Origin of the sequence: Candidatus Planktophila lacus (genome assembly GCF_002288385.1) — a bacterium.
Lineage (GTDB): Bacteria > Actinomycetota > Actinomycetes > Nanopelagicales > Nanopelagicaceae > Planktophila > Planktophila lacus_D.
Map to the genome: position 1 here is coordinate 1,289,288 of NZ_CP016783.1, position 19,239 is coordinate 1,308,526.

General features: G+C 48.4%; 22 protein-coding genes. 2 read left to right on the top strand and 20 right to left on the bottom strand.

The features are described 5' to 3' along the window. Nucleotides 1-5: 5 nt before the first annotated feature. The 14 genes from A1sIIB60_RS06560 to fbaA form a co-directional block, all read right to left on the bottom strand. Nucleotides 6-206 carry a BldC family transcriptional regulator gene (locus tag A1sIIB60_RS06560; RefSeq protein ID WP_095671654.1) on the bottom strand — a complete coding sequence of 67 codons (201 nt, stop codon included), beginning with the start codon at nt 204-206 and terminating at the stop codon, nt 6-8. Between the two features lie 111 nt (nt 207-317). Then, nucleotides 318-1,136 (bottom strand): DUF8083 family protein, encoded by an 819-nt coding sequence (locus A1sIIB60_RS06565; protein WP_095671655.1) that lies wholly within the window; start codon nt 1,134-1,136, stop codon nt 318-320. A 24-nt stretch (nt 1,137-1,160) separates the two neighbouring features. Next, nucleotides 1,161-1,337: a DUF3073 domain-containing protein gene (locus A1sIIB60_RS06570; RefSeq protein WP_095671656.1), complete on the bottom strand. Its 177-nt coding sequence runs from the start codon at nt 1,335-1,337 to the stop codon at nt 1,161-1,163. Nucleotides 1,338-1,381: 44 nt separating this feature from the next. After that, entirely contained in the window at nt 1,382-2,437 is a 1,056-nt protein-coding gene (purM, locus tag A1sIIB60_RS06575; RefSeq protein WP_095689531.1) for a phosphoribosylformylglycinamidine cyclo-ligase, read from the bottom strand. Continuing rightward, the gene (gene purF, locus A1sIIB60_RS06580; protein ID WP_095689532.1) at nt 2,424-3,911 is read right to left on the bottom strand and encodes an amidophosphoribosyltransferase; all 1,488 of its coding nucleotides are present in this window, start codon (nt 3,909-3,911) and stop codon (nt 2,424-2,426) included. Before purF ends, purM begins: the two co-directional genes overlap by 14 nt. Next, nucleotides 3,908-4,204, bottom strand: a complete 297-nt coding sequence (locus A1sIIB60_RS06585) for a sterol carrier family protein (RefSeq protein WP_095689658.1) — start codon at nt 4,202-4,204, stop codon at nt 3,908-3,910. The genes purF and A1sIIB60_RS06585 overlap by 4 nt, the downstream gene beginning before the upstream one ends. Nucleotides 4,205-4,207: 3 nt before the next feature. Continuing rightward, a complete protein-coding gene (gene purL, locus A1sIIB60_RS06590; protein WP_095689533.1) occupies nt 4,208-6,439 on the bottom strand; it encodes a phosphoribosylformylglycinamidine synthase subunit PurL in 2,232 nt (743 codons plus the stop codon). Next, on the bottom strand, nt 6,440-7,108 hold the full coding sequence (gene purQ / locus A1sIIB60_RS06595; protein WP_095689534.1) for a phosphoribosylformylglycinamidine synthase subunit PurQ: 669 nt from the start codon (nt 7,106-7,108) through the stop codon (nt 6,440-6,442). Further along, nucleotides 7,109-7,354 carry a phosphoribosylformylglycinamidine synthase subunit PurS gene (gene purS, locus A1sIIB60_RS06600; protein WP_095671662.1) on the bottom strand — a complete coding sequence of 82 codons (246 nt, stop codon included), beginning with the start codon at nt 7,352-7,354 and terminating at the stop codon, nt 7,109-7,111. It lies immediately after the preceding gene. Between the two features lie 24 nt (nt 7,355-7,378). Continuing rightward, the gene (locus A1sIIB60_RS06605) at nt 7,379-8,260 is read right to left on the bottom strand and encodes a phosphoribosylaminoimidazolesuccinocarboxamide synthase (RefSeq protein ID WP_095677734.1); all 882 of its coding nucleotides are present in this window, start codon (nt 8,258-8,260) and stop codon (nt 7,379-7,381) included. Further along, complete coding sequence (gene purB / locus A1sIIB60_RS06610) at nt 8,257-9,678, bottom strand: adenylosuccinate lyase (protein ID WP_095677735.1); 1,422 nt, start codon at nt 9,676-9,678, stop codon at nt 8,257-8,259. The genes A1sIIB60_RS06605 and purB overlap by 4 nt, the downstream gene beginning before the upstream one ends. Continuing rightward, nucleotides 9,679-10,923 carry a phosphoribosylamine--glycine ligase gene (purD, locus tag A1sIIB60_RS06615; protein ID WP_095689535.1) on the bottom strand — a complete coding sequence of 415 codons (1,245 nt, stop codon included), beginning with the start codon at nt 10,921-10,923 and terminating at the stop codon, nt 9,679-9,681. A 3-nt stretch (nt 10,924-10,926) separates the two neighbouring features. Then, nucleotides 10,927-12,210 (bottom strand): adenylosuccinate synthase, encoded by a 1,284-nt coding sequence (locus tag A1sIIB60_RS06620; protein WP_095671666.1) that lies wholly within the window; start codon nt 12,208-12,210, stop codon nt 10,927-10,929. Nucleotides 12,211-12,246: 36 nt separating this feature from the next. Next, nucleotides 12,247-13,281, bottom strand: coding sequence for a class II fructose-bisphosphate aldolase (gene fbaA, locus A1sIIB60_RS06625; protein ID WP_095671667.1), 1,035 nt, complete (start codon nt 13,279-13,281; stop codon nt 12,247-12,249). Between the two features lie 400 nt (nt 13,282-13,681). On the opposite strand from fbaA, the gene acs reads away from it, so the two are divergent. Beyond that, nucleotides 13,682-15,664, top strand: coding sequence for an acetate--CoA ligase (acs, locus tag A1sIIB60_RS06630; protein WP_095689536.1), 1,983 nt, complete (start codon nt 13,682-13,684; stop codon nt 15,662-15,664). On the opposite strand, the gene A1sIIB60_RS06635 is transcribed toward acs, so the two are convergent. Genes A1sIIB60_RS06635 through nth form a run of 3 tightly spaced genes read right to left on the bottom strand, consistent with a single transcriptional unit; the run spans nt 15,648 to nt 17,367 of the window. After that, a complete protein-coding gene (locus A1sIIB60_RS06635) occupies nt 15,648-16,142 on the bottom strand; it encodes a CvpA family protein (RefSeq protein ID WP_095677738.1) in 495 nt (164 codons plus the stop codon). The two genes, acs and A1sIIB60_RS06635, sit on opposite strands and share 17 nt — an antisense overlap. Then, entirely contained in the window at nt 16,142-16,672 is a 531-nt protein-coding gene (locus A1sIIB60_RS06640) for a TlpA family protein disulfide reductase (protein WP_095677739.1), read from the bottom strand. The genes A1sIIB60_RS06635 and A1sIIB60_RS06640 overlap by 1 nt, the downstream gene beginning before the upstream one ends. Continuing rightward, nucleotides 16,669-17,367, bottom strand: coding sequence for an endonuclease III (gene nth / locus A1sIIB60_RS06645; RefSeq protein WP_095677740.1), 699 nt, complete (start codon nt 17,365-17,367; stop codon nt 16,669-16,671). Before nth ends, A1sIIB60_RS06640 begins: the two co-directional genes overlap by 4 nt. A 17-nt stretch (nt 17,368-17,384) precedes the next feature. Between nth and A1sIIB60_RS06650 the strand changes: the two genes are divergently transcribed. Continuing rightward, nucleotides 17,385-18,068 carry a Crp/Fnr family transcriptional regulator gene (locus A1sIIB60_RS06650; RefSeq protein ID WP_095671672.1) on the top strand — a complete coding sequence of 228 codons (684 nt, stop codon included), beginning with the start codon at nt 17,385-17,387 and terminating at the stop codon, nt 18,066-18,068. Nucleotides 18,069-18,085: 17 nt separating this feature from the next. On the opposite strand, the gene A1sIIB60_RS06655 is transcribed toward A1sIIB60_RS06650, so the two are convergent. From A1sIIB60_RS06655 to A1sIIB60_RS06660, 3 genes are read right to left on the bottom strand one after another with little or no spacing between them, the layout of a single operon-like run. Next, nucleotides 18,086-18,547, bottom strand: coding sequence for a RidA family protein (locus A1sIIB60_RS06655; protein WP_095677741.1), 462 nt, complete (start codon nt 18,545-18,547; stop codon nt 18,086-18,088). A 2-nt stretch (nt 18,548-18,549) separates the two neighbouring features. After that, a complete protein-coding gene (locus A1sIIB60_RS07290; protein WP_017954825.1) occupies nt 18,550-18,702 on the bottom strand; it encodes a Sp36 family protein in 153 nt (50 codons plus the stop codon). Continuing rightward, on the bottom strand, nt 18,702-19,160 hold the full coding sequence (locus A1sIIB60_RS06660) for a GatB/YqeY domain-containing protein (RefSeq protein ID WP_095677742.1): 459 nt from the start codon (nt 19,158-19,160) through the stop codon (nt 18,702-18,704). The genes A1sIIB60_RS07290 and A1sIIB60_RS06660 overlap by 1 nt, the downstream gene beginning before the upstream one ends. Between the last annotated feature and the right edge of the window lie 79 nt (nt 19,161-19,239).

A 19,239-nucleotide genomic window follows, 5' to 3' on the forward strand; every position in this document is an offset into this window, starting at 1 on the left:
GTTAGTTACTTATCTTCACTCTTAAAATAGTTATTACGAAGATCATCTACTTCGGATTTGCGGAATCTGCGATGGCCGCCGAGTGTGCGGATCGAAGTTAACTTGCCGGCTTTTGCCCAACGTGTAACTGTCTTTGGATCAACACCGAATAGTTCAGCAACTTCGCGTGGGGTGAGCAAGATTTCCGCATCTGGCAGACGATTCATAACGCACCTTTTCCACTAGCTCAGGCAACGCTTAAAGGCGATGTCCGATTTGTAACGAGTGTCGGAAGTATCCGCCAAAGTGAGCGTAAATAGCAATAGCCAGAAGTGCGGCTAGATTGCCGATTCGAAGCCTTGAACCATGCGCCAGCGCGTGACTAAACGTTCGTAGCCCTGACCTGCCATCTGTCCATCGCCTGCAGCAAGGCCAGAGAGTGAGTGCAAGACATCTTCAACTGAAGTATCTGCTTCGATGCCAGTTTCTTCTCCCGCTAATTTCATTCCGAGATCGAGATATCCAGCTAGCCCGCCGTAATCGAGTTCAACGAGCGATTTTTGATGGAACATCTCAAGCCATTCCAGTAAATGTTCGATCTCCGCTTCTACTGATCCTTCGCCAAATGCGCCCAAGACTGTTTGGTGGGCAACTTGGGTACGAGCAATCGCATCAGAAAGCTTGGCGCGCATAATGCAGAAAGGTCCATCTTGATCAACACCGCGCGCACGTTCTTCTGGCATAAACATCGAGAACCAGCGTGGAGGAATAAGCCAATTTTCGGTGATGATATGCGGAACGCGATCTTCCATCAGATCAACACCAGCGGTGATTACATCCTCTAAATTCTGCGGCAAGAAAAATGGTGTGACAGAGGATGGAAGTGAATCTTTGAAATCATCGAGTGCTGCCCAACAACGAGTTGCCGTCGACCAGGGAGATACATAACGAACGCCATCGATATCTAAAATATGTGCGCCATCGGGGCGACCGGCAGGAGGTTCTGGAAAAACTAAACGGCGCAAGGCTAACTTTTGTTCATTGCGAGTTGAATTTTCATCTGCAACTAAATCTTGCCAGCGCAAACGATCTGCTGGTTCGAATGCAGAAAGTGGTTCGTAGATTCGAAGTGATGCTACGTACGGAGTTGGTCTCAAGGCTTTTACTTTACCCGCGAGAAATTAAGCACGCGGAATATAATTTCCTTCAGCAAAGGGATCTTCGTCATCGCGAGATTTATTTGCAGGATCTTCGCCATGGAGTTCTTTCGCAAGACGATCGAGGTCCATCTCCTGAGAGTTGTACTTGAGATCTCTGGCGACTTTTGTCTGTTTAGCTTTTGCACGGCCGCGACCCATAGGGCGACCTCCTTACCAAAGTGAAATTCGTCAAGACGCGAAGGTTATCGCGTCCTGTAGTTACCTTCCAAAGCAGCGGCGCCGGGGCCGTTTTGAGCGTGAATTGAGCCTGCCACCCAGGCATTCATGCCACGGGCGGCAAGTGAACGGATGGTCAGATCGGCGATAGCGGGGTCGACGATGGCGACCATACCGATGCCGACGTTCCAGGTGCGCTCGAGATCGGGCTGTGGAACTCCGGCGATTTTTGCCATGAAATCCATTTCGGCAGGAAGTGCCCAAGTACTGCGGTCGTACTTTGCAATCAAACCATCTGGAATAACGCGCGCAGTGTTATCGGCTAAGCCGCCGCCGGTAATGTGAGAAAAAGTGCGAAGGTTTTCTTGCTGCGCTTTGATCAACGCTAAACAATCAAGGGTGTAAATCTCGGTTGGCGTAAGAAGTATTTCACCAAGCGATTTTGTTAAACCTTCATAAGTTTTATTGAGATCCAGTTTCTGTGTAGCCAGGATATGGCGCACTAGAGAATAACCATTGGCATGAAAACCGCTTGCTGGCATCGCAATAATTGCATCTCCTGCTTTAACGCGGTGTGAACCGAGTTGCTTATCAGCATCAACTACACCAGTTGCAGCACCTGCAATATCAAATTCTTCTTCTTCGAGTAAACCTGGGTGTTCAGCAGTTTCGCCACCGATTAAGGCGGTATTGGCCTTTATACAACCACGAGCAATACCGCTAACAATTTCAGCGATACGTTCCGGGATCACTTTGCCGACTGCGATGTAATCGGTCATGAAAAGTGGTTCTGCGCCACAAACAACTAAGTCATCGACAACCATCGCAACTAGATCTTCGCCGATGGTGTCGTACTTGCCCATCAAACGTGCGATTTCGGTCTTAGTTCCAACGCCATCAGTTGAAGTTGCAAGAAGTGGTTTCTTGTAATTCTTTAGCGCGCTGGCATCGAATAAACCAGCGAATCCCCCTATGCCACCTTGTACTTCAGGACGTGTGGCTTTAGCGATTGAAGCTTTCATTAACTCAACTGCGCGATCTCCGGCATCGATATCGACGCCCGAATCTTTATATGTGCTCATGGTTTTTCACCACCTCGGTAACTTCAAGGCGCATCTTTCCTTCTGACATATCTGCAGGTACCGCAATTGGGTAAGTGCCTGTAAAACAAGCGGTGCAGAGCTTGTTTTCATCAATCGTCGTTGCAGCAATTAAGCCTTCCATCGATACATAACTCAGTGAATCTGAGCCGATTGAGCGGCGGATCTCTTCGATTTCTAGGCCGCTCGCAATTAATTCGGCGCGGGAAGCGAAATCGATTCCGTAGTAACAAGGCCATTCCACTGGCGGGCTAGAGATACGCACGTGAATTTCTAGGGCTCCGGCTTCGCGCAGCATCCGCACAATTGCGCGTTGGGTATTTCCGCGAACAATCGAATCATCTACAACCACAATGCGCTTGCCTTCAATAATTTCACGTAGTGGATTTAACTTAAGACGAATGCCAAGCTGGCGAATAGTTTGTGAAGGTTGAATAAAGGTACGACCAACATAAGAGTTCTTAACTAAACCAAGTCCGTATGGAATTCCTGATTGTTGTGCGTAACCAATCGCAGCTGGCGTTCCGGATTCAGGAACTGGAATAACTAAATCGGCTTCAACTGGCGCTTCGATTGCTAAGCGCTTGCCGATCCGGACGCGAGTTGCATGAACGCCTTGGCCCGCAATAGAAGTATCTGGGCGTGCTAAATAAACATATTCGAAGATGCAGCCTTTGGGATCTGGTGTAGCCCACATCTGCGAACGAATTCCATCTTCATTAATTGCTAAGAACTCACCGGGTTCAACTTCGCGCACAAATGCAGCGCCGACAATATCCAGCGCTGCAGTTTCAGAGGCAACTACCCAGCCGCGTTCGAGTTTTCCGATTACCAGTGGGCGAACACCGTGACGATCACGAGCGGCATATAAAGTCTTTTCATCCATAAAGACGAGCGAGAACGCGCCTTCTAGCTTTGGCAAGACTGCAATTGCACTTGCTTCAACGTTCTTCTCATCCTGCAATCCAATTAACGCGGTCATGATCTCGGTATCAGTTGTTGCACCGCGACCGCTCTTGGCGTTATCGCCTTCGAGCTTCTGAACCATTTCTGCAAGATCGCCAGTATTGGTGAGATTGCCGTTGTGAGCTAGCGCCAAAGTGCCGTATTTAGTGGGTCTTAGCGTTGGTTGTGCGTTAACCCAAGTGCTTGATCCGGTGGTGCTGTAACGGCAGTGGCCAATTGCTAGATCGCCAGTAAGTGATGCTAAATCGGTTTCAGTAAAGACCTGCGATACCAGACCCATATCTTTATAAATCAAAATTCTTTCGCCATCAGATGCTGCGATTCCTGCTGATTCTTGCCCGCGATGTTGCAGCGCATAAAGTCCGTAGAAAGTTAACTTGGCAACTTCTTCGCTAGGTGCCCAAACACCAAATACTCCGCAAGCATCTTGTGGCGCTTTATCGTCATCTAAAACATTGTGGTTAAGCAAACCATCAGGGCGACGGGTCATCGCTTCACCTCCAACGGCAATAGTTCAGTTAAATCTGCGCGAACACCGGATGCGCTAATCAAACCAGCAGACATGGCATCTGCCCAACTGCGCTCACCGCTGGCGAGTGCCAACCAAGTTTCCGCGTTCATCTCGATCACATTTGGTGGTGTGCCACGTGTATGTGTTGGACCGTCTCCGCACTGCACTGCAGCATATGGCGGAATACGTACTTCGATTGCGCGACCCGGAGCGCGTTCGGTTAAGAGCGCAAGGCTCTGCTTCACCGCTTCGAGAATCTTAGGATCACGCATCATTTATCCAAACAACTTTGGGAAAGTTCCAGTGTGTGCCTTGCGAAGTTCGGTAAGAGAAATCTTTGCGTCATTTATCTCCAACGCATCTCCCCCAGTTGATCCGATCTTGGTAATCGCGATTGAGTGTTTATCGGCAAGTGCAGTGAGTGCAGAAGCCTTGCTTGGATCTACTGCAACAACCACACGACCTGGAGTCTCGCTAATTAGTGCAACGCCTACATTTTCCAAAGTTACCTTTGCACCAACGTTGTGGCGCAAGACCATTTCAGTGAGCGTTGCAACTAAACCACCCTGACTTAAATCATGTGCGGCGGTGAAGATCTTCTCGGCACGCCCTGCAACCAACACCTCAATTAAGCGCATTTCACGCTGCAAATCTGCAATTGGTGCAGATCCACCGCGCTGGCCATGGATGTAAGCCCATTCGCTGCCAGCGATATCTGCTTTGGTTTCACCAAGTAGATAAAGATCAAGCCCTGCTTTATCGAAACTCATCGGCGTGCGGGTGCGCACATCATCGATAACGCCAAGTACGCCAATGACTGGAGTTGGCAAGATCGCAACTGCGCCAGTTTGGTTATAGAAAGAAACGTTTCCACCTGTAACAGGTAGCCCCATCTCTAAACATCCATCAGCTAATCCGCGAACAGATTCAGCGAATTGCCACATCACACCTGGATCTTCAGGAGAACCAAAGTTAAGGCAGTTAGTGACCGCAAGCGGCTTAGCGCCAGCAGTTGCAATATTGCGCGCAGCTTCAGCAAGTGCCAACTTCGCACCTTCATATGGATTTAGGTAAGACCAGTTTGCGTTGGCATCGGTTGCAATGGCAACACCAAGATGTGTCTTCTCATCGATACGGACCATTCCCGAATCATCAGGTTGTGACTGAATTGTGTTGCCTTGTACATAGCGATCGTATTGTGATGTCACCCAAGATTTATCTGCCAAGTTTGGCGTTGCAGCCAACTTCAAAACCGCAGCCTTGATTTCATCTGCAGTGCTTGGAAGTGCCACATCGATAATTTCTGCGTTTACGTGATCGATGTAATCAGGCTTGGCAAGGGGGCGGTTATAAACCGGTCCATCGTGCGCCACGGTGCGTGGTGGTACATCAACGATCAAATCTCCATGCCAGGTAATTTCTAGGCGATCCCCATCAGTAACTTCACCAATAACCGTGACCGTGACATCCCATTTCTTACAGATTTCCAGGAAGCGATCGATGTGCTTTGGTTCGACAATTGCGCACATACGTTCTTGTGATTCAGACATCAAGATTTCTTCAGGTGAAAGCGTGGCATCGCGCAACGGAACGCGATCGAGTTCTACCTTCATGCCGCCGCTGCCGCCAGAGGCGAGCTCGCTGGTAGCGCAAGATAAGCCTGCCCCGCCAAGGTCTTGGATGCCTACAACTAAATCTTCGGCGAAAATTTCTAGCGAACATTCAATTAGTACTTTTTCAACAAATGGATCTCCGACTTGAACCGCTGGACGCTTTGCAGGACCGGTTGATTCAAATGTTTCCGATGCAAGGACGGATACGCCACCGATTCCATCGCCACCAGTTTTTGCGCCATATAAAACAACTAGATTTCCGGCACCCGCAGCTTTAGCAAGTTTGATATCGCTATGTTTCATAACGCCAACGCAGAGCGCGTTAACAAGTGGGTTACCTAAGTAAGTCTGATCAAAGACAACTTCGCCACCGATATTTGGCAGACCTAAGCAGTTTCCATAACCACCAACACCTGCAATAACTCCTGGCAGTACGCGACGGGTATCTGGATGATCTGCCGGTCCAAAGCGAAGCGGATCCATAACTGCAATTGGGCGCGCACCCATCGTCAAAATATCGCGAACGATTCCACCGACGCCGGTTGCAGCGCCTTGATACGGCTCAATAAAAGATGGGTGGTTATGTGATTCGATTTTAAAAGTAACGGCATATCCCTGGCCAACATCGACAACGCCCGCATTTTCACCGATACCAACTAGCAACGCATCGGTCTTAACTGCCTTGTCACCAAATTGCTTTAAGTGAACTTTCGATGATTTATAAGAACAGTGCTCAGACCACATAACTGAATACATCGCGAGCTCAGAAGATGTTGGACGACGTCCCAAAATCTCTTTGATGCGTGCGTATTCATCGGGCTTTAAACCGAGTTCGGCAAAAGGTTGTGATGTTCCAGGGTTTGCAGTTGCAATCGCGACGGTATCGAGAGCCATTTACTTCACCATCGCGCTTAGTACTGAGGTAAAGAAGCCAAGACCATCTGCGGTTGGGCCAGTTAAGGTATCGATCGCGTGTTCTGGGTGTGGCATTAGGCCAACCACGTTGCCGCGTTCATTGGTAATACCGGCGATTTTATTGCGTGAACCATTGGGATTTTCACCTAGATAGCGCGCAATGATGCGGCCTTCGCCTTCAAGTTTTGCCAGCGTTGCATCATCACATTGGAAAGAGCCTTCTCCGTTTTTAAGTGGAATCACAATCTCTTGCCCAACTTGGTAAGAAGATGTCCAAGCAGTGGTGTTATTTGTGATCTCTAACTTCTGATCACGACATAAGAAGTGAAGCTCGTGGTTGCGAGTCAACGCACCTGGAAGCAAATGCGCTTCGCATAAGACTTGGAAACCATTACAGATTCCAAGTAATGGCATTCCGCCATTTGCAGCATCAATGATTTTTTCCATCACTGGCGCAAAACGTGAGATTGCACCACAGCGCAGGTAATCACCATAAGAAAATCCGCCGGGCAAGATGACCGCATCTACACCTTTGAGATCAGCATCTCCGTGCCAGAGCGAAACCGCAGTTGTGCCAGCATGTGTTGCCGCGCGCGCAGCATCGCGATCATCTAGCGTGCCAGGAAAAGTTACAACGCCAACTTTCATTTACTTCTCAACTCTTACCGTGAAAGTTTCGATAACTGGGTTTGCAAGGAGTGTTTCAGCGGCTTTTTCAACTTCAGCAAGCTGCGCAGGTGTTGGTTCGCCATCTACTTCAATCTCAAAGCGCTTTCCTTGGCGCACGCTCTTGGCAAAGTTAAATCCCAGACGAGGAAGTGCAGCAGATACGGCCACGCCCTGTGGGTCGAGGATTTCTGGCTTAAGCATTACATCAACCACGATCTTCGCCATCTTTATCTCCTTTTGGAACTTGGATTAGAACTTGCTGCCGGTAATACGGAAATACGCTTCTTCATATCGCGCAGCAGTTTTCTCGACGATTTCTGCCGGCAATTCTGGTGGTGGGCTCTTCTTATCCCAGCCGCTTTGAGTAAGGAAATCTCTAACGAATTGTTTATCAAATGAACCCCGTGCGCTACCCGGCTGCCAGGTTGATAACTCCCAGAACCTTGAAGAATCAGGCGTTAGCGCCTCATCTCCAAGGGTTATTACACCCTTAGCATCGCGGCCGAATTCGAATTTGGTATCAGCCAGAATGATGCCGCGGCTGCGCGCAAAGTCGGCCGCTGTTTCATAGAGCGAAAGAGTTAAGTTGCGAAGTTCGGCGGCATCATCTGCACCAACAATCTGTGCCGCTTGGTCGAAGTCAATATTTATATCGTGATCGCCGATTTCTGCCTTCGTTGCGGGCGTGAAAATACTGTTTGGAAGTTCGGATCCATCAACTAGCCCTGCCGGCAGCGCGTTTCCGCAAACCGCTTGGTTGGATTTGTATTCAGCCAAGCCACTTCCAGTTAGATAACCTCGCGCTACACATTCAATCTCAAACATATCTAGTGGCTTAACAATTACTGCGCGGTCTGCAACTTGATCTGGAACATCATCTCTGATGATGTGGTTTGGGACAATATCTTCAAGGAGTTCAAACCAAAAGAGCGAAAGTTGAGTAAGGATCGCGCCTTTATTTGGAATTGTGGTCGGCAATACCCAATCGAATGCCGAGATGCGATCAGATGCAACTAATAAAATTTCATCGGAGTCGTTCTTATATAGATCGCGTACTTTTCCTGTGCGTAGGTGTTGCCAACCGTTGATAGTTGGTGCTGGCGGTGCGCCAGCTACGCCGAAGCCGCTCACCGGATCGAGTGCGGTTTGTACTGCGCTGCGGCAGGGTGCGCGGATGTAATCGCATCGATGCGATCTACAACTCGAGCAATTTGTTGGCGAGCATCGCCAGTAAATTCAATTGGTTGGCTAATCAGCGCATCAAGGGCGGCGCGATCAAGCGGTAAGCGCTCATCTGAAGCGAGTGCATCAAGAAGTGTGTTTGCCTTACCTGCGCGCATTAACAAAGCCGCTTTTACAGCGTGCTCCTTAATAACTTCATGCGCTACTTCGCGACCAACTCCAGCTTTAACTGAAGCCATCAAGATCTTGGTTGTCGCTAAGAAAGGTAGGTAACGATCGAGTTCGGCAGCGATTACTGCAGGGAAAGCGCCGAATTCGCTAAGAACAGTGAGCGTTGTTTCAAGCAAACCATCGATGGCGTAGAACGCATCTGGCAAGGCAACGCGACGAACCACGCTGCAAGAGACATCGCCTTCGTTCCATTGATCGCCGGCAAGTTCTGAAACCATCGATGCATATCCGCGCAAGATCACGCTTAAGCCATTGATACGTTCGCAAGAGCGCGTGTTCATCTTGTGCGGCATCGCAGATGAACCAACTTGTCCGGCTTTAAATCCTTCAGTGACAAGTTCGGCACCAGCCATCAAGCGGATTGAAGTCGCAAGCGAAGATGGACTAGCAGCGAGTTGTACAAGAGTTGTCACAACATCGTAATCAAAAGAACGTGGATAGATCTGACCGGTTGAATCAAGTACGCGATTGAAACCAAGTTCGTTAGCGATCTCTAGTTCCAGGCTGTGATGCGCTTTCGATGAACCAAGCAGGTCAATTGAATCTTGTGAAGTTCCAACTGGGCCCTTGATGCCACGCATTGGATAGCGATCTTGCAGTGATGCTAAACGTTCGTAAGCAAAGAGCAGCTCTTCAGCAGCAGATGCAAAACGCTTTCCGAGCGTTGTGATCTGCGCTGGCACATTGTGAGAACGGCCGGCAATTGCCTGATCGGAATACTGTGCTGCCTTATCGGCTAGTTGTGCAAGAACTGCAACAACTTTGTCATGGACAATCGCTAAACCGTTTTTGATTTGGAGTGCTTCGATATTTTCAGTTAAGTCACGGCTGGTCATACCGGCGTGAATTGCTTCGTGGCCAGCTAGTGCGTTGAACTCTTCGATGCGCGCTTTCACATCGTGACGAGTCTGCTTTTCGCGAGCATCGATAGAAGCCAAATCAACTTTATTGATTACCTTTTCGTAATCGGCGATGACTGCATCTGAAATTGCATGGCCAAGTTTGTTTTGCACACGGGCCACAGCAAGCCATAAACGGCGCTCGGCGATGATCTTCTCTTCAGGTGCGAAGATGGCGCGCATTGCAGTTGATGCATAACGATCAGCAAGGACGCTCACTGGCTTATTCTCCCCCATTTAATTGCCCTTCTCGGCGACCGACGCATTGAAAGCGATATCGCTGCGATAGAAAGAGCCTTCAAGTTCAATCTGTGAGATTGCGCGGTATGCGCGATCGCGGGCCTCAGTTAAATCCGTGCCCAAACCAGTCACTGTTAAAACGCGACCTCCACTAGAAACTAAGCCAACGCCGTTAAGTGAAGTACCAGCATGAAAAATCTGCGTCTTTGAAATTGCTGGAATATTTGTAATTGCGCCCTTGGTCTTTGGTGATTCGGGATATCCCTGCGCTGCAAGCACAACTGTTACCGCGCTTTCATCGCGCCAAGAAAGTGCAACATCATCAAGTGAATCAGTCGCTGCTTTGTATAACAATTGTGCAAGCGGTGTTGCAAGTCGTGGAATCAAAACTTGAGTTTCGGGATCTCCAAAGCGCGCATTGAATTCGATAACTCGTAACCCGTGATCAGTTAAAGCTAAGCCTGCATAGAGGAGTCCAACAAATGGTGTACCGCGCGCTGCCATTTCGGCGATTACCGGCGCCAAGACTTTTTCGTAAGTCTCTTCCATGATGTCATCGGGTGCCCAAGGAAGCGGTGAATACGCGCCCATGCCACCGGTATTTGGACCTTCATCGCGATCGTAGGCGCGCTTGAAATCTTGTGCCGGTTGCATCGGCAGAACATTGCGCCCATCTGAAATTCCAAATAATGAAATCTCTGGACCATTTAGAAATTCTTCAATTACAACGCGCTTACAAGCAAGGGCATGTTCTAAAGCTTTGGCGCGATCATCTGTAACGACAACGCCTTTGCCTGCGGCAAGACCATCATCTTTAACAACGTAAGGTGCGCCGAAAGCATCGAGCGCGTTTTCAATTTCTGCTTGAGTTTCGCAGGTAAAGCTACGCGCAGTTGGAACGCCCGCATCGCGCATAACACCTTTTGCAAAATTCTTCGATCCTTCAAGTTGTGCTGCCGCTTTTGATGGGCCAAAGACAGCCAATCCCGCTGCTCGCAGCTCATCAGCAACGCCATTTACTAGCGGAACTTCAGGACCAATTACAACGAGATCAACTGCTAATTTCTTTGCAAGATCAACGATTGCCTTGTTATCGGTGATTGCAATTGGATGCAGTGTTGCAATTTCTGCGATACCTGGATTTCCAGGTGCGCAATGAAGTTCAGTACAACTTGGATCTGCTTGTAACCCTAGTGCGAGTGCGTGTTCACGACCGCCGCTTCCGACTAGGAGGATTTTCATGGTTTAGATGAAATCCTTCACGACAATTGTTTGGTCGCGACCCGGCCCGACGCCGATTGCGCTCATCGGCGCACCGGAAATCTTTTCCAAGAAGGCGATGTAATCCTGTGCATTCTTTGGCAGATCGCTGAGCTTGCGCGCACCAGAAATATCTTCGGTCCAACCTGGCAAGTTTTCATAAATTGGTTTTGCATGGTGGAAATCAGATTGTGATGCGGGAAGTTCTTCAACGCGCTTGCCATCGATTTCATAGGCAACGCAGACTGGGATTTCTTTCCAGCCAGTTAAGACATCGAGCTTGGTTAAGAAGAAATCGGTAAGCCCATTAACGCGAACTGCATAACGCGCAATCGGTGCGTCATACCAACCGCAACGACGCGCACGACCAGTTGTTACACCGATTTCACCGCCGATAGTGCGCAGCTTCTCGCCATCTTCATCGAAGAGTTCTGTTGGGAATGGGCCCGAACCAACGCGAGTTGTGTAGGCCTTAACGATTCCGATTACGCGATCGATCTTGGTTGGTCCGATTCCAGAACCTGTGCAAGCGCCACCTGCAGTTGGGTTTGATGAAGTTACGAATGGATAAGTACCGTGATCGACATCGAGCAGCGTGCCCTGTGATCCCTCAAGTAATACGCGCTTTCCGGCCTTTAACGCTTCATCTAGCAGCAGAACCGTGTCTGCAACATATGGGCGCAAGATTTCGGCATAAGCAAGGTATTCGTTTAGAACTTCATCAACATCGATGTTCTTGCGGTTAAAGACCTTAATTAGTACTTGGTTCTTATCGCGAAGCGCACCTTCGATCTTCTGACGCAAGATAGATGGATCAAAGAGATCTTGTACACGGATACCGATGCGGTTGATCTTGTCTGCGTAAGCAGGTCCGATGCCACGACCAGTTGTGCCGATCTTTGATTTTCCTAAGAAACGTTCTGAAACTTTATCGATGGTGCGGTGATACGGAGTAATCAAATGCGCATTAGTTGAGATAACTAACTTTGAGCAATCGATACCGCGTTCAGTTAACCCACGAATTTCTTCAAGCAATACACCTGGATCAATCACAACGCCGTTACCGATTACTGGAACAACATTAGGACTCAAGATTCCGGAGGGAAGCAAGTGAAGTGCGTACTTCTGATCGCCGATAACTACGGTGTGGCCCGCGTTGTTGCCGCCCTGATAGCGAACGACATAATCAACGCGGTCACCGAGAATATCTGTGGCTTTACCCTTGCCTTCGTCGCCCCATTGAGCTCCGAGCAGAACTAACGCTGGCATGGCAAAACCTCTCCGCAGGTGTTAACGATTATTTATTTACTTCTTCAGTGATGTGCCGGTTGAACGAAGATCTTCGCAAGCATGTGCAACGCGAGCTGCCATTCCTGCTTCAGCAGCCTTACCCCACGCACGTGGATCGTAAGTCTTCTTATTTCCAACTTCGCCATCGATCTTTAGAACGCCGTCGTAGTTCTTGAACATGTGATCAACAACTGGGCGTGTAAATGCGTACTGAGTATCGGTATCTATATTCATCTTGATTACGCCGTAATCAAGTGAATCGCGGATCTCTGAGAGAAGTGAACCTGAACCACCGTGGAATACAAGATCCATTGGCTTGCTACCTGCAGCAAGGCCCTTCTTGGCAACAACTGCATCTTGCAGAGTCTGTAAAATCTTTGGCTGCAAAACAACGTTGCCTGGTTTGTAAACGCCGTGCACGTTACCGAATGTTGCAGCAACCATGTAGCGACCACGTTCTCCGAGGCCAAGAGTTTCGATTGTCATCAACGCATCTTCAGGTGTTGAGTACAACTTTGCATCGTGCTTTGCTTCAACGCCATCTTCTTCGCCACCAACAACGCCGATTTCGATTTCAAGGATTGTGCGCGCAGCAACTGACTTTGTTAGAAGTTCATCTGCGATCTTCATGTTTTCATTCATATCAACTGCTGAGCCATCCCACATATGTGAGTTAAAGAGTGGCGCTTGACCGTTCTTGATGCGCTGTGCGCCGATTTCAAGAAGCGGACGCATGTAGCCATCTAGTTTTTCTGCTGGGCAGTGATCTGTGTGGATTGCAATATTTACGTTGTAGTTCTTTGCAACAACGTGTGCGAACTCAGCGAGCGCAACTGCACCATCAACCATGTTCTTTACTGTTGAGCCAGATGCGTATTCCGCACCGCCCCATGAAAATTGGATGATTCCATCTGATTCGGCTTCGGCGAAACCACGAAGCGCGGCGATGATGGTTGAAGATGATGAAACGTTAATTGCGGGATATGCGAATGCGCCAGCTTTCGCGCGATCAAGCATCTCTGCGTAAATTTCAGGGGTTGCAATGGCCATGATGACTCCAAATTATCTCGGGGCGTAATCCCTGACCGAGCGCTTCATTGGGCCGCATTCAGGCTTACGCCTAATCCAACCACCTCTGCGGGCGGATGAAAAATCGCCATTCCCTATACGCATAGGACCATTCTCTACACGCGTAGGAATTGGCGATTCTCCAGCCGGTTCGACTCCTTTTACGGATTGAGGGTCTTCTGCAGGAAGGCGATTAGGCCAGCGAGCAGAGCAGGGCTATTGATGATTTTTAGTAAGAGCGCTAGGAACGTTGTAAGCATTTTTCTCCTTTTCTTAAATAGTTCTTCTCTTGTTCTCGAGACTGGGGATCATCCCTCTTATCTTCTTTGCCACATCGCTAAAGCCTTCCGCCTGTTGATATTCACGGGTAATCTGCTGAGTTATGAGCAACCCATCAACCGGTGATTCCAGCGGCGATTCAATAGAAAACCTCTCCCACGAAAATCGCCACTTTCCTCCGAGCCCAGCCTTTGCAGCTCAGGCCAATGCCAAATCTGATTTATATGCACATGCTGAAAAAGATCGACTTGCTTTCTGGGAAGAACAAGCGCGCGAGTTAACTTGGGATAAAAGTTGGGAGACAGTTCTTGAGTGGAACTCTCCTTATGCAAAATGGTTTATCGGCGGCAAGATAAATGCATCGGTAAATGCTCTCGACCGCCACGTTGCAGCCGGTCGCGGAGACCGAACCGCATTTCATTTTGAAGGAGAACCTGGCGACACTCGCACAATCACTTATGCGCAGATGTTGGCAGATGTCAGCAAAGCTGCACATGCCTTAACGCAAATTGGAATTAAGGCCGGCGATCGCGTTGCCATTTATATGCCGATGATTCCTGAAGCAGCGGTTGCGATGTTGGCATGTGCGCGAATCGGTGCAGTGCATTCAGTTGTCTTCGGCGGATTTTCTGCTGATGCACTTCTATCTCGTATTCAAGATGCCGATGCCAAGTTGGTAATTACTGCAGATGGTGGATTTCGCAAAGGTGCCGCTTTTGCGCTTAAGCCCGCAGTTGATGAAGCGCTAAAGGGAAAGCACAACGTCGAGAAGGTTTTAGTTGTAAAGCGCACTGGTCAAGAAACTGCGTGGAACGCAGATCGCGATATCTGGTGGCACGAGCTCGTTGATAGCCAAAGCAGCGAACATAAGCCTGAATTCTTCGATAGCGAGCGTCCGCTCTTTATTCTCTACACCTCTGGCACAACCGCTAAACCAAAGGGAATCTTCCATACAACAGGTGGTTATTTGACTCAGGCGGCGTACACACATCGCGTGGTATTTGATATCAAGCCCGAGAAAGATGTTTATTGGTGCACCGCAGATGTGGGCTGGATTACCGGCCACTCTTACGTTGTTTACGGTCCGCTAATCAATGGTGCTACTCAAGTTATGTATGAAGGAACACCTGATACTCCACATAAAGGAAGAATGTTTGAGATCGTTGCAAAGTACGGCGTAACAATTTTGTACACCGCACCAACCTTGATTCGTACCTGGATGAAATGGGGAGATGAATTTCCTAAGGCGCACAACTTATCTTCACTTCGTTTACTTGGTTCAGTTGGTGAACCGATTAACCCAGAAGCATGGATGTGGTACCGCGAAATTATTGGTGCAAACAATTGTCCGATTGTTGATACTTGGTGGCAGACCGAAACTGGTGCGATCATGATTTCGCCACTGCCAGGAGTTACATCAACTAAACCAGGCTCTGCGATGAAAGCCATCCCTGGTATTAGTGCAGTTGTCGTTGATGACAATGCAAACCCTGTTCCAAATGGACATGGTGGTTTCTTGATTTTGGATAAGCCTTGGCCATCAATGTTGCGTGGTGTTTGGGGCGAGGATGAGCGTTACAAGGAAACTTACTGGTCGCGCTTTAAGGGAATTTACTTTGCAGGAGATGGCGCAAAGTTAGATGACGAAGGTGCGATCTGGTTGATGGGTCGAGTCGACGACGTCATGAACGTTTCTGGACACCGTATTTCAACAACAGAAGTTGAATCTGCACTTGTTTCACATGAAGCAGTTGCTGAAGCTGCAGTCGTTGGGGCAGCAGATGAAATGACGGGTCAAGGAATTGTTGCCTTCGTTATCTTGCGCGGCGGTATTCCTCACGCTGGCGGTGAAGAGTTAGTGAAAGAGCTTCGCGCCCATGTAACTAAGGAAATTGGCGCTATTGCCCGTCCACGTCAGATCATGGTTGTTGCAGAATTGCCGAAGACTCGTAGCGGAAAAATCATGCGTCGTTTGCTTAAAGATGTCGCTGAAAATCGCGCAGTTGGCGATGCCACAACGTTGGCAGATCCAAATGTTATGAAGTTGATTTCAGAAGGTTTGAATTCTTCTAAAGACGAAGATTAAGAAACTCTTCCTTAACCCAATCGTTTGCTTGGGTGATTAGCCCCGGAATGTAGGGCTGAACTTTAGGAAGAATCTGGCTATCGGTGATTTGGTTTTGCGCTGCCTGCCATGGTGACCAGAGCAGAACCGTTGCGATCAAGTAAAGCGCGATTACGGTGCGCGCGATTTCCAGAAGAGCACCAGCAACAGAATCTAAGAAAGCAATTGGGCCACGAAAAATTGAGGCCCGCAGACCCTTGGCTAGCGCTCCTGCGATAAATGAACATAAGTAGCCACCGCCAACAATTGATGCGATAACAAAGCCAATTCGCTTTATATCCAGCGACCAATCGTGTGAGAACTTAAGGGAAAGGTAGATTCCAAGAACTCCGCCTGCAACAAATCCGACAAATTTAAAGAGGGTGCGGATCAAGCCATTGCGGTAGCCAATAATTGTTGAAAAAACTAGCGCCACGATAATTACTAAGTCAGCAATCATTAAATCTTCACTCCTAGATGTTTCTCGGTTAAATCTATTAACTCTTGCTCAGATTTTACTTCGCCGATCTTCTTAAACTTGACATCGCCTTGGGCATCGATAAACCAGGTAACTGGCACGCCCATTCCAAAGTAACTACGAGTTTTGTTCTCGCGATCGTAGAAGTTAGGCCAACTCATGCCGTTTTCTATGATGAATTTACGAGAATTATCTGGAGATGATTCTTCTACTGCGACGCCGACTAACTGAACTTTGCCTTTAGCTTTCTTATAAAAGCTAACAAATTCAGGTGTTTCGGCCAAACAAGTTGAACACCAAGAACCCCAAATGTTGATGATCATCGGACCGCGGAGAGATTCCATGCTGGCACCGGCCGTGCCATCTAGACATTCAATAGTTGTGCCTTTGGTAATTGATTTATCGAAAGTAATTGACGCACAGGAAATTACTTCGCCTTTTATCGCAACGGGTTCTGGTGAAGAACATCCAGTAAGAAATAGTGCTGCGACAACAAATAAGGCGCGCTTCATCGGAAATCCTCATCGCTTTTAACCAAAGCCTTGGCTTTTATTTTATCCATTTCGCCAATTCCGAATGAAGGGCAAATTTTTGCAACAGGACATGCGCCACACGCTGGTTTGCGTGAATGGCAGATGCGCCGGCCGTGCCAGATCATCCGTTGCGACAAATTAGTCCATTCTTCTTGAGGGATTAACTCTCCCACTTCGAATTCAACTTTAACGGGATCTTTCGATTCGCTCCACTCAAATCTTCGAGAAAGGCGACCGAAATGGGTATCGACTGTAATTCCGGGAATATCAAAGGCATGTCCTAGAACAACATTGGCAGTCTTTCGACCTACACCGGGCAGAGTGATTAACTCTTCCAAAGTTTGTGGAACGTCACCGTCAAAATCCTCGATGATCTTTACAGCAAGACCTTGGATATGGCGAGCCTTGGCGCGAAAGAAACCGGTTGTATAAATCAAATCTTCAATATCGTTTAGCGAAGCTTTGGCGTAAGCGAGCACGTTCCTATATTTTTTGAAGAGCGCTGGTGTAACCGCATTGACTCGCTTATCAGTGCACTGCGCAGATAAAACTGTTGCAATCGTGAGTTCTAATGGGTTGGAGAAATCTAGTTCGCAGCGCACATTGGGATAAGTTTTGGTCAATATTCGATATATAGCCCTTGCGCTTTTACGAGTTTCGCTATCGGGGGCCATGCGAGTAAACTACCCACGTGCCTCAAGAAGATGAAGTCGTACGCAGAGCCCCGCTCTTTACCGCCCTCGATGACGCTGCCGCAGTATCCCTGCGCGCCTCGATGGATACTGTAAAGATCGCGAAGGGTTCAATCCTCTTTAAAGAAGGCGATGACGGCGAGCACCTTTATGTAATTATCGAAGGCAAGCTAAAGCTCGGAACCTCCAGCGGAGACGGTCGCGAAAACTTGCTCTCTATCCTCGGGCCTGGCGAAATGTTTGGCGAACTTTCACTCTTTGATCCCGGCCCACGCACTTCAACTGCAACTGCAGTGACCGATGCAAAATTACTTTCACTTAGCCATGAAAAAGTTATTCCTTGGCTTAAGCAGAACCCAGAAGTTTCACTGCAATTGCTTGCACGTTTGGCACAGCGCCTACGTCGCACCAATGAAGCGGTCGGCGATTTAGTTTTCTCTGATGTTCCAGGTCGCGTTGCTAAAGCCCTGATCGATCTCGGTGATCGCTTTGGAAAGACTACTGCTGAAGGTTTGCTCGTTAACCACGATCTAACTCAAGAAGAACTTGCACAGCTTGTTGGCGCATCACGCGAAACAGTAAATAAGGCTCTCGCCGATTTTGCTGGTCGCGGATGGCTAAAGCTTGACGGTCGCTCAGTGCTAATTACTGATGTCGAACGTCTGAGCAAGCGCTCTCGCTAAGTAATTAGCTAAATTAACTAAGCAACTTCAACGGTGAGTTCAACCTCAACCGGTGAATTCAAAGGAAGCTCTGCAACGCCAAGTGCGCTACGTGCAGCAATTCCTGGTTCTCCCCAGATATGCATAAATAACTCTGAAGCTCCGTTTGCAACAAATGGTTGGCTGATAAATCCTGGGGCGCCATTTACATAACAAACTATGCGAACAATCTTGACGATTGAATCAACTGGTGCCACTAACTCAACTGCTGCTAAACAATTAAGTGCACAGATTTCTGCAAGCTCTTTTGCTCGTTCTTGAGTAATTTCAGCGCCAACTTTTCCTGTATCAGCCATTGATCCATCAACGAGAGGCAACTGGCCTGCGGTGAAAACTATATTTCCGGTGCGTACTGCAGGGACATATGCAGCTACTGGCTTTGCTGCAACTGGAAGTGTTAAACCTTTTTCGGCCAACTTGGCGCGGACATCAACTGCCATTTTTACTTAACCTCTCGCTTCATGTAAGCAACGAGTTGTTCGCCGCCAGGTGCTGGAATAACTGTTACGAGTTCCCATCCATCAGAACCCCAAGTATCGAGAATCTGCTTTGTTGCGTGAGATAGAAGTGGAACGGTGGCATATTCGAATTTCATTAATTTCCTCCGGCTAGCGCTGCTTTAACAAGTGATGAAACCATTGAGCCATCTGCTTTTCCTGCGATCTGTGGCTTGATCGCGCCCATTACCTTGCCCATATCGGCAGGTCCGGCAGCTCCTGTTGATGCAATCGCTGCAGCAATCAACTTCTTAACATCATCTTCTGAAAGTTGAGCAGGTAAATACTTTGCGATTACTTCGCCTTCGGCCTTTTCTTCTGCAGCTTTCTCAGGGCGGTTACCTTTTGCAAATTCTTCAGCAGCTTCGCGGCGCTTCTTTGCCTCACGCGAAAGAACCGCGATGATCTCTTCTTCGCTAAGTGTGCGCGCCTCTTTGCCAGAAACTTCTTCGTTTGTGATCGCGGTTAAAACCATGCGGATCGTGCCTGATACAACCTTGTCGCTGCTGCGAATCGCCTCAGTTAGGTCGCTCTTAAGTGTCTCTTTAAGTCCCACTTGATTGTTGCTCCAAACCTTTGAATTGCTCGAACCCTTGAATTGCCCGAACCCTTTAATTACCTAGGTGTATCTTCTC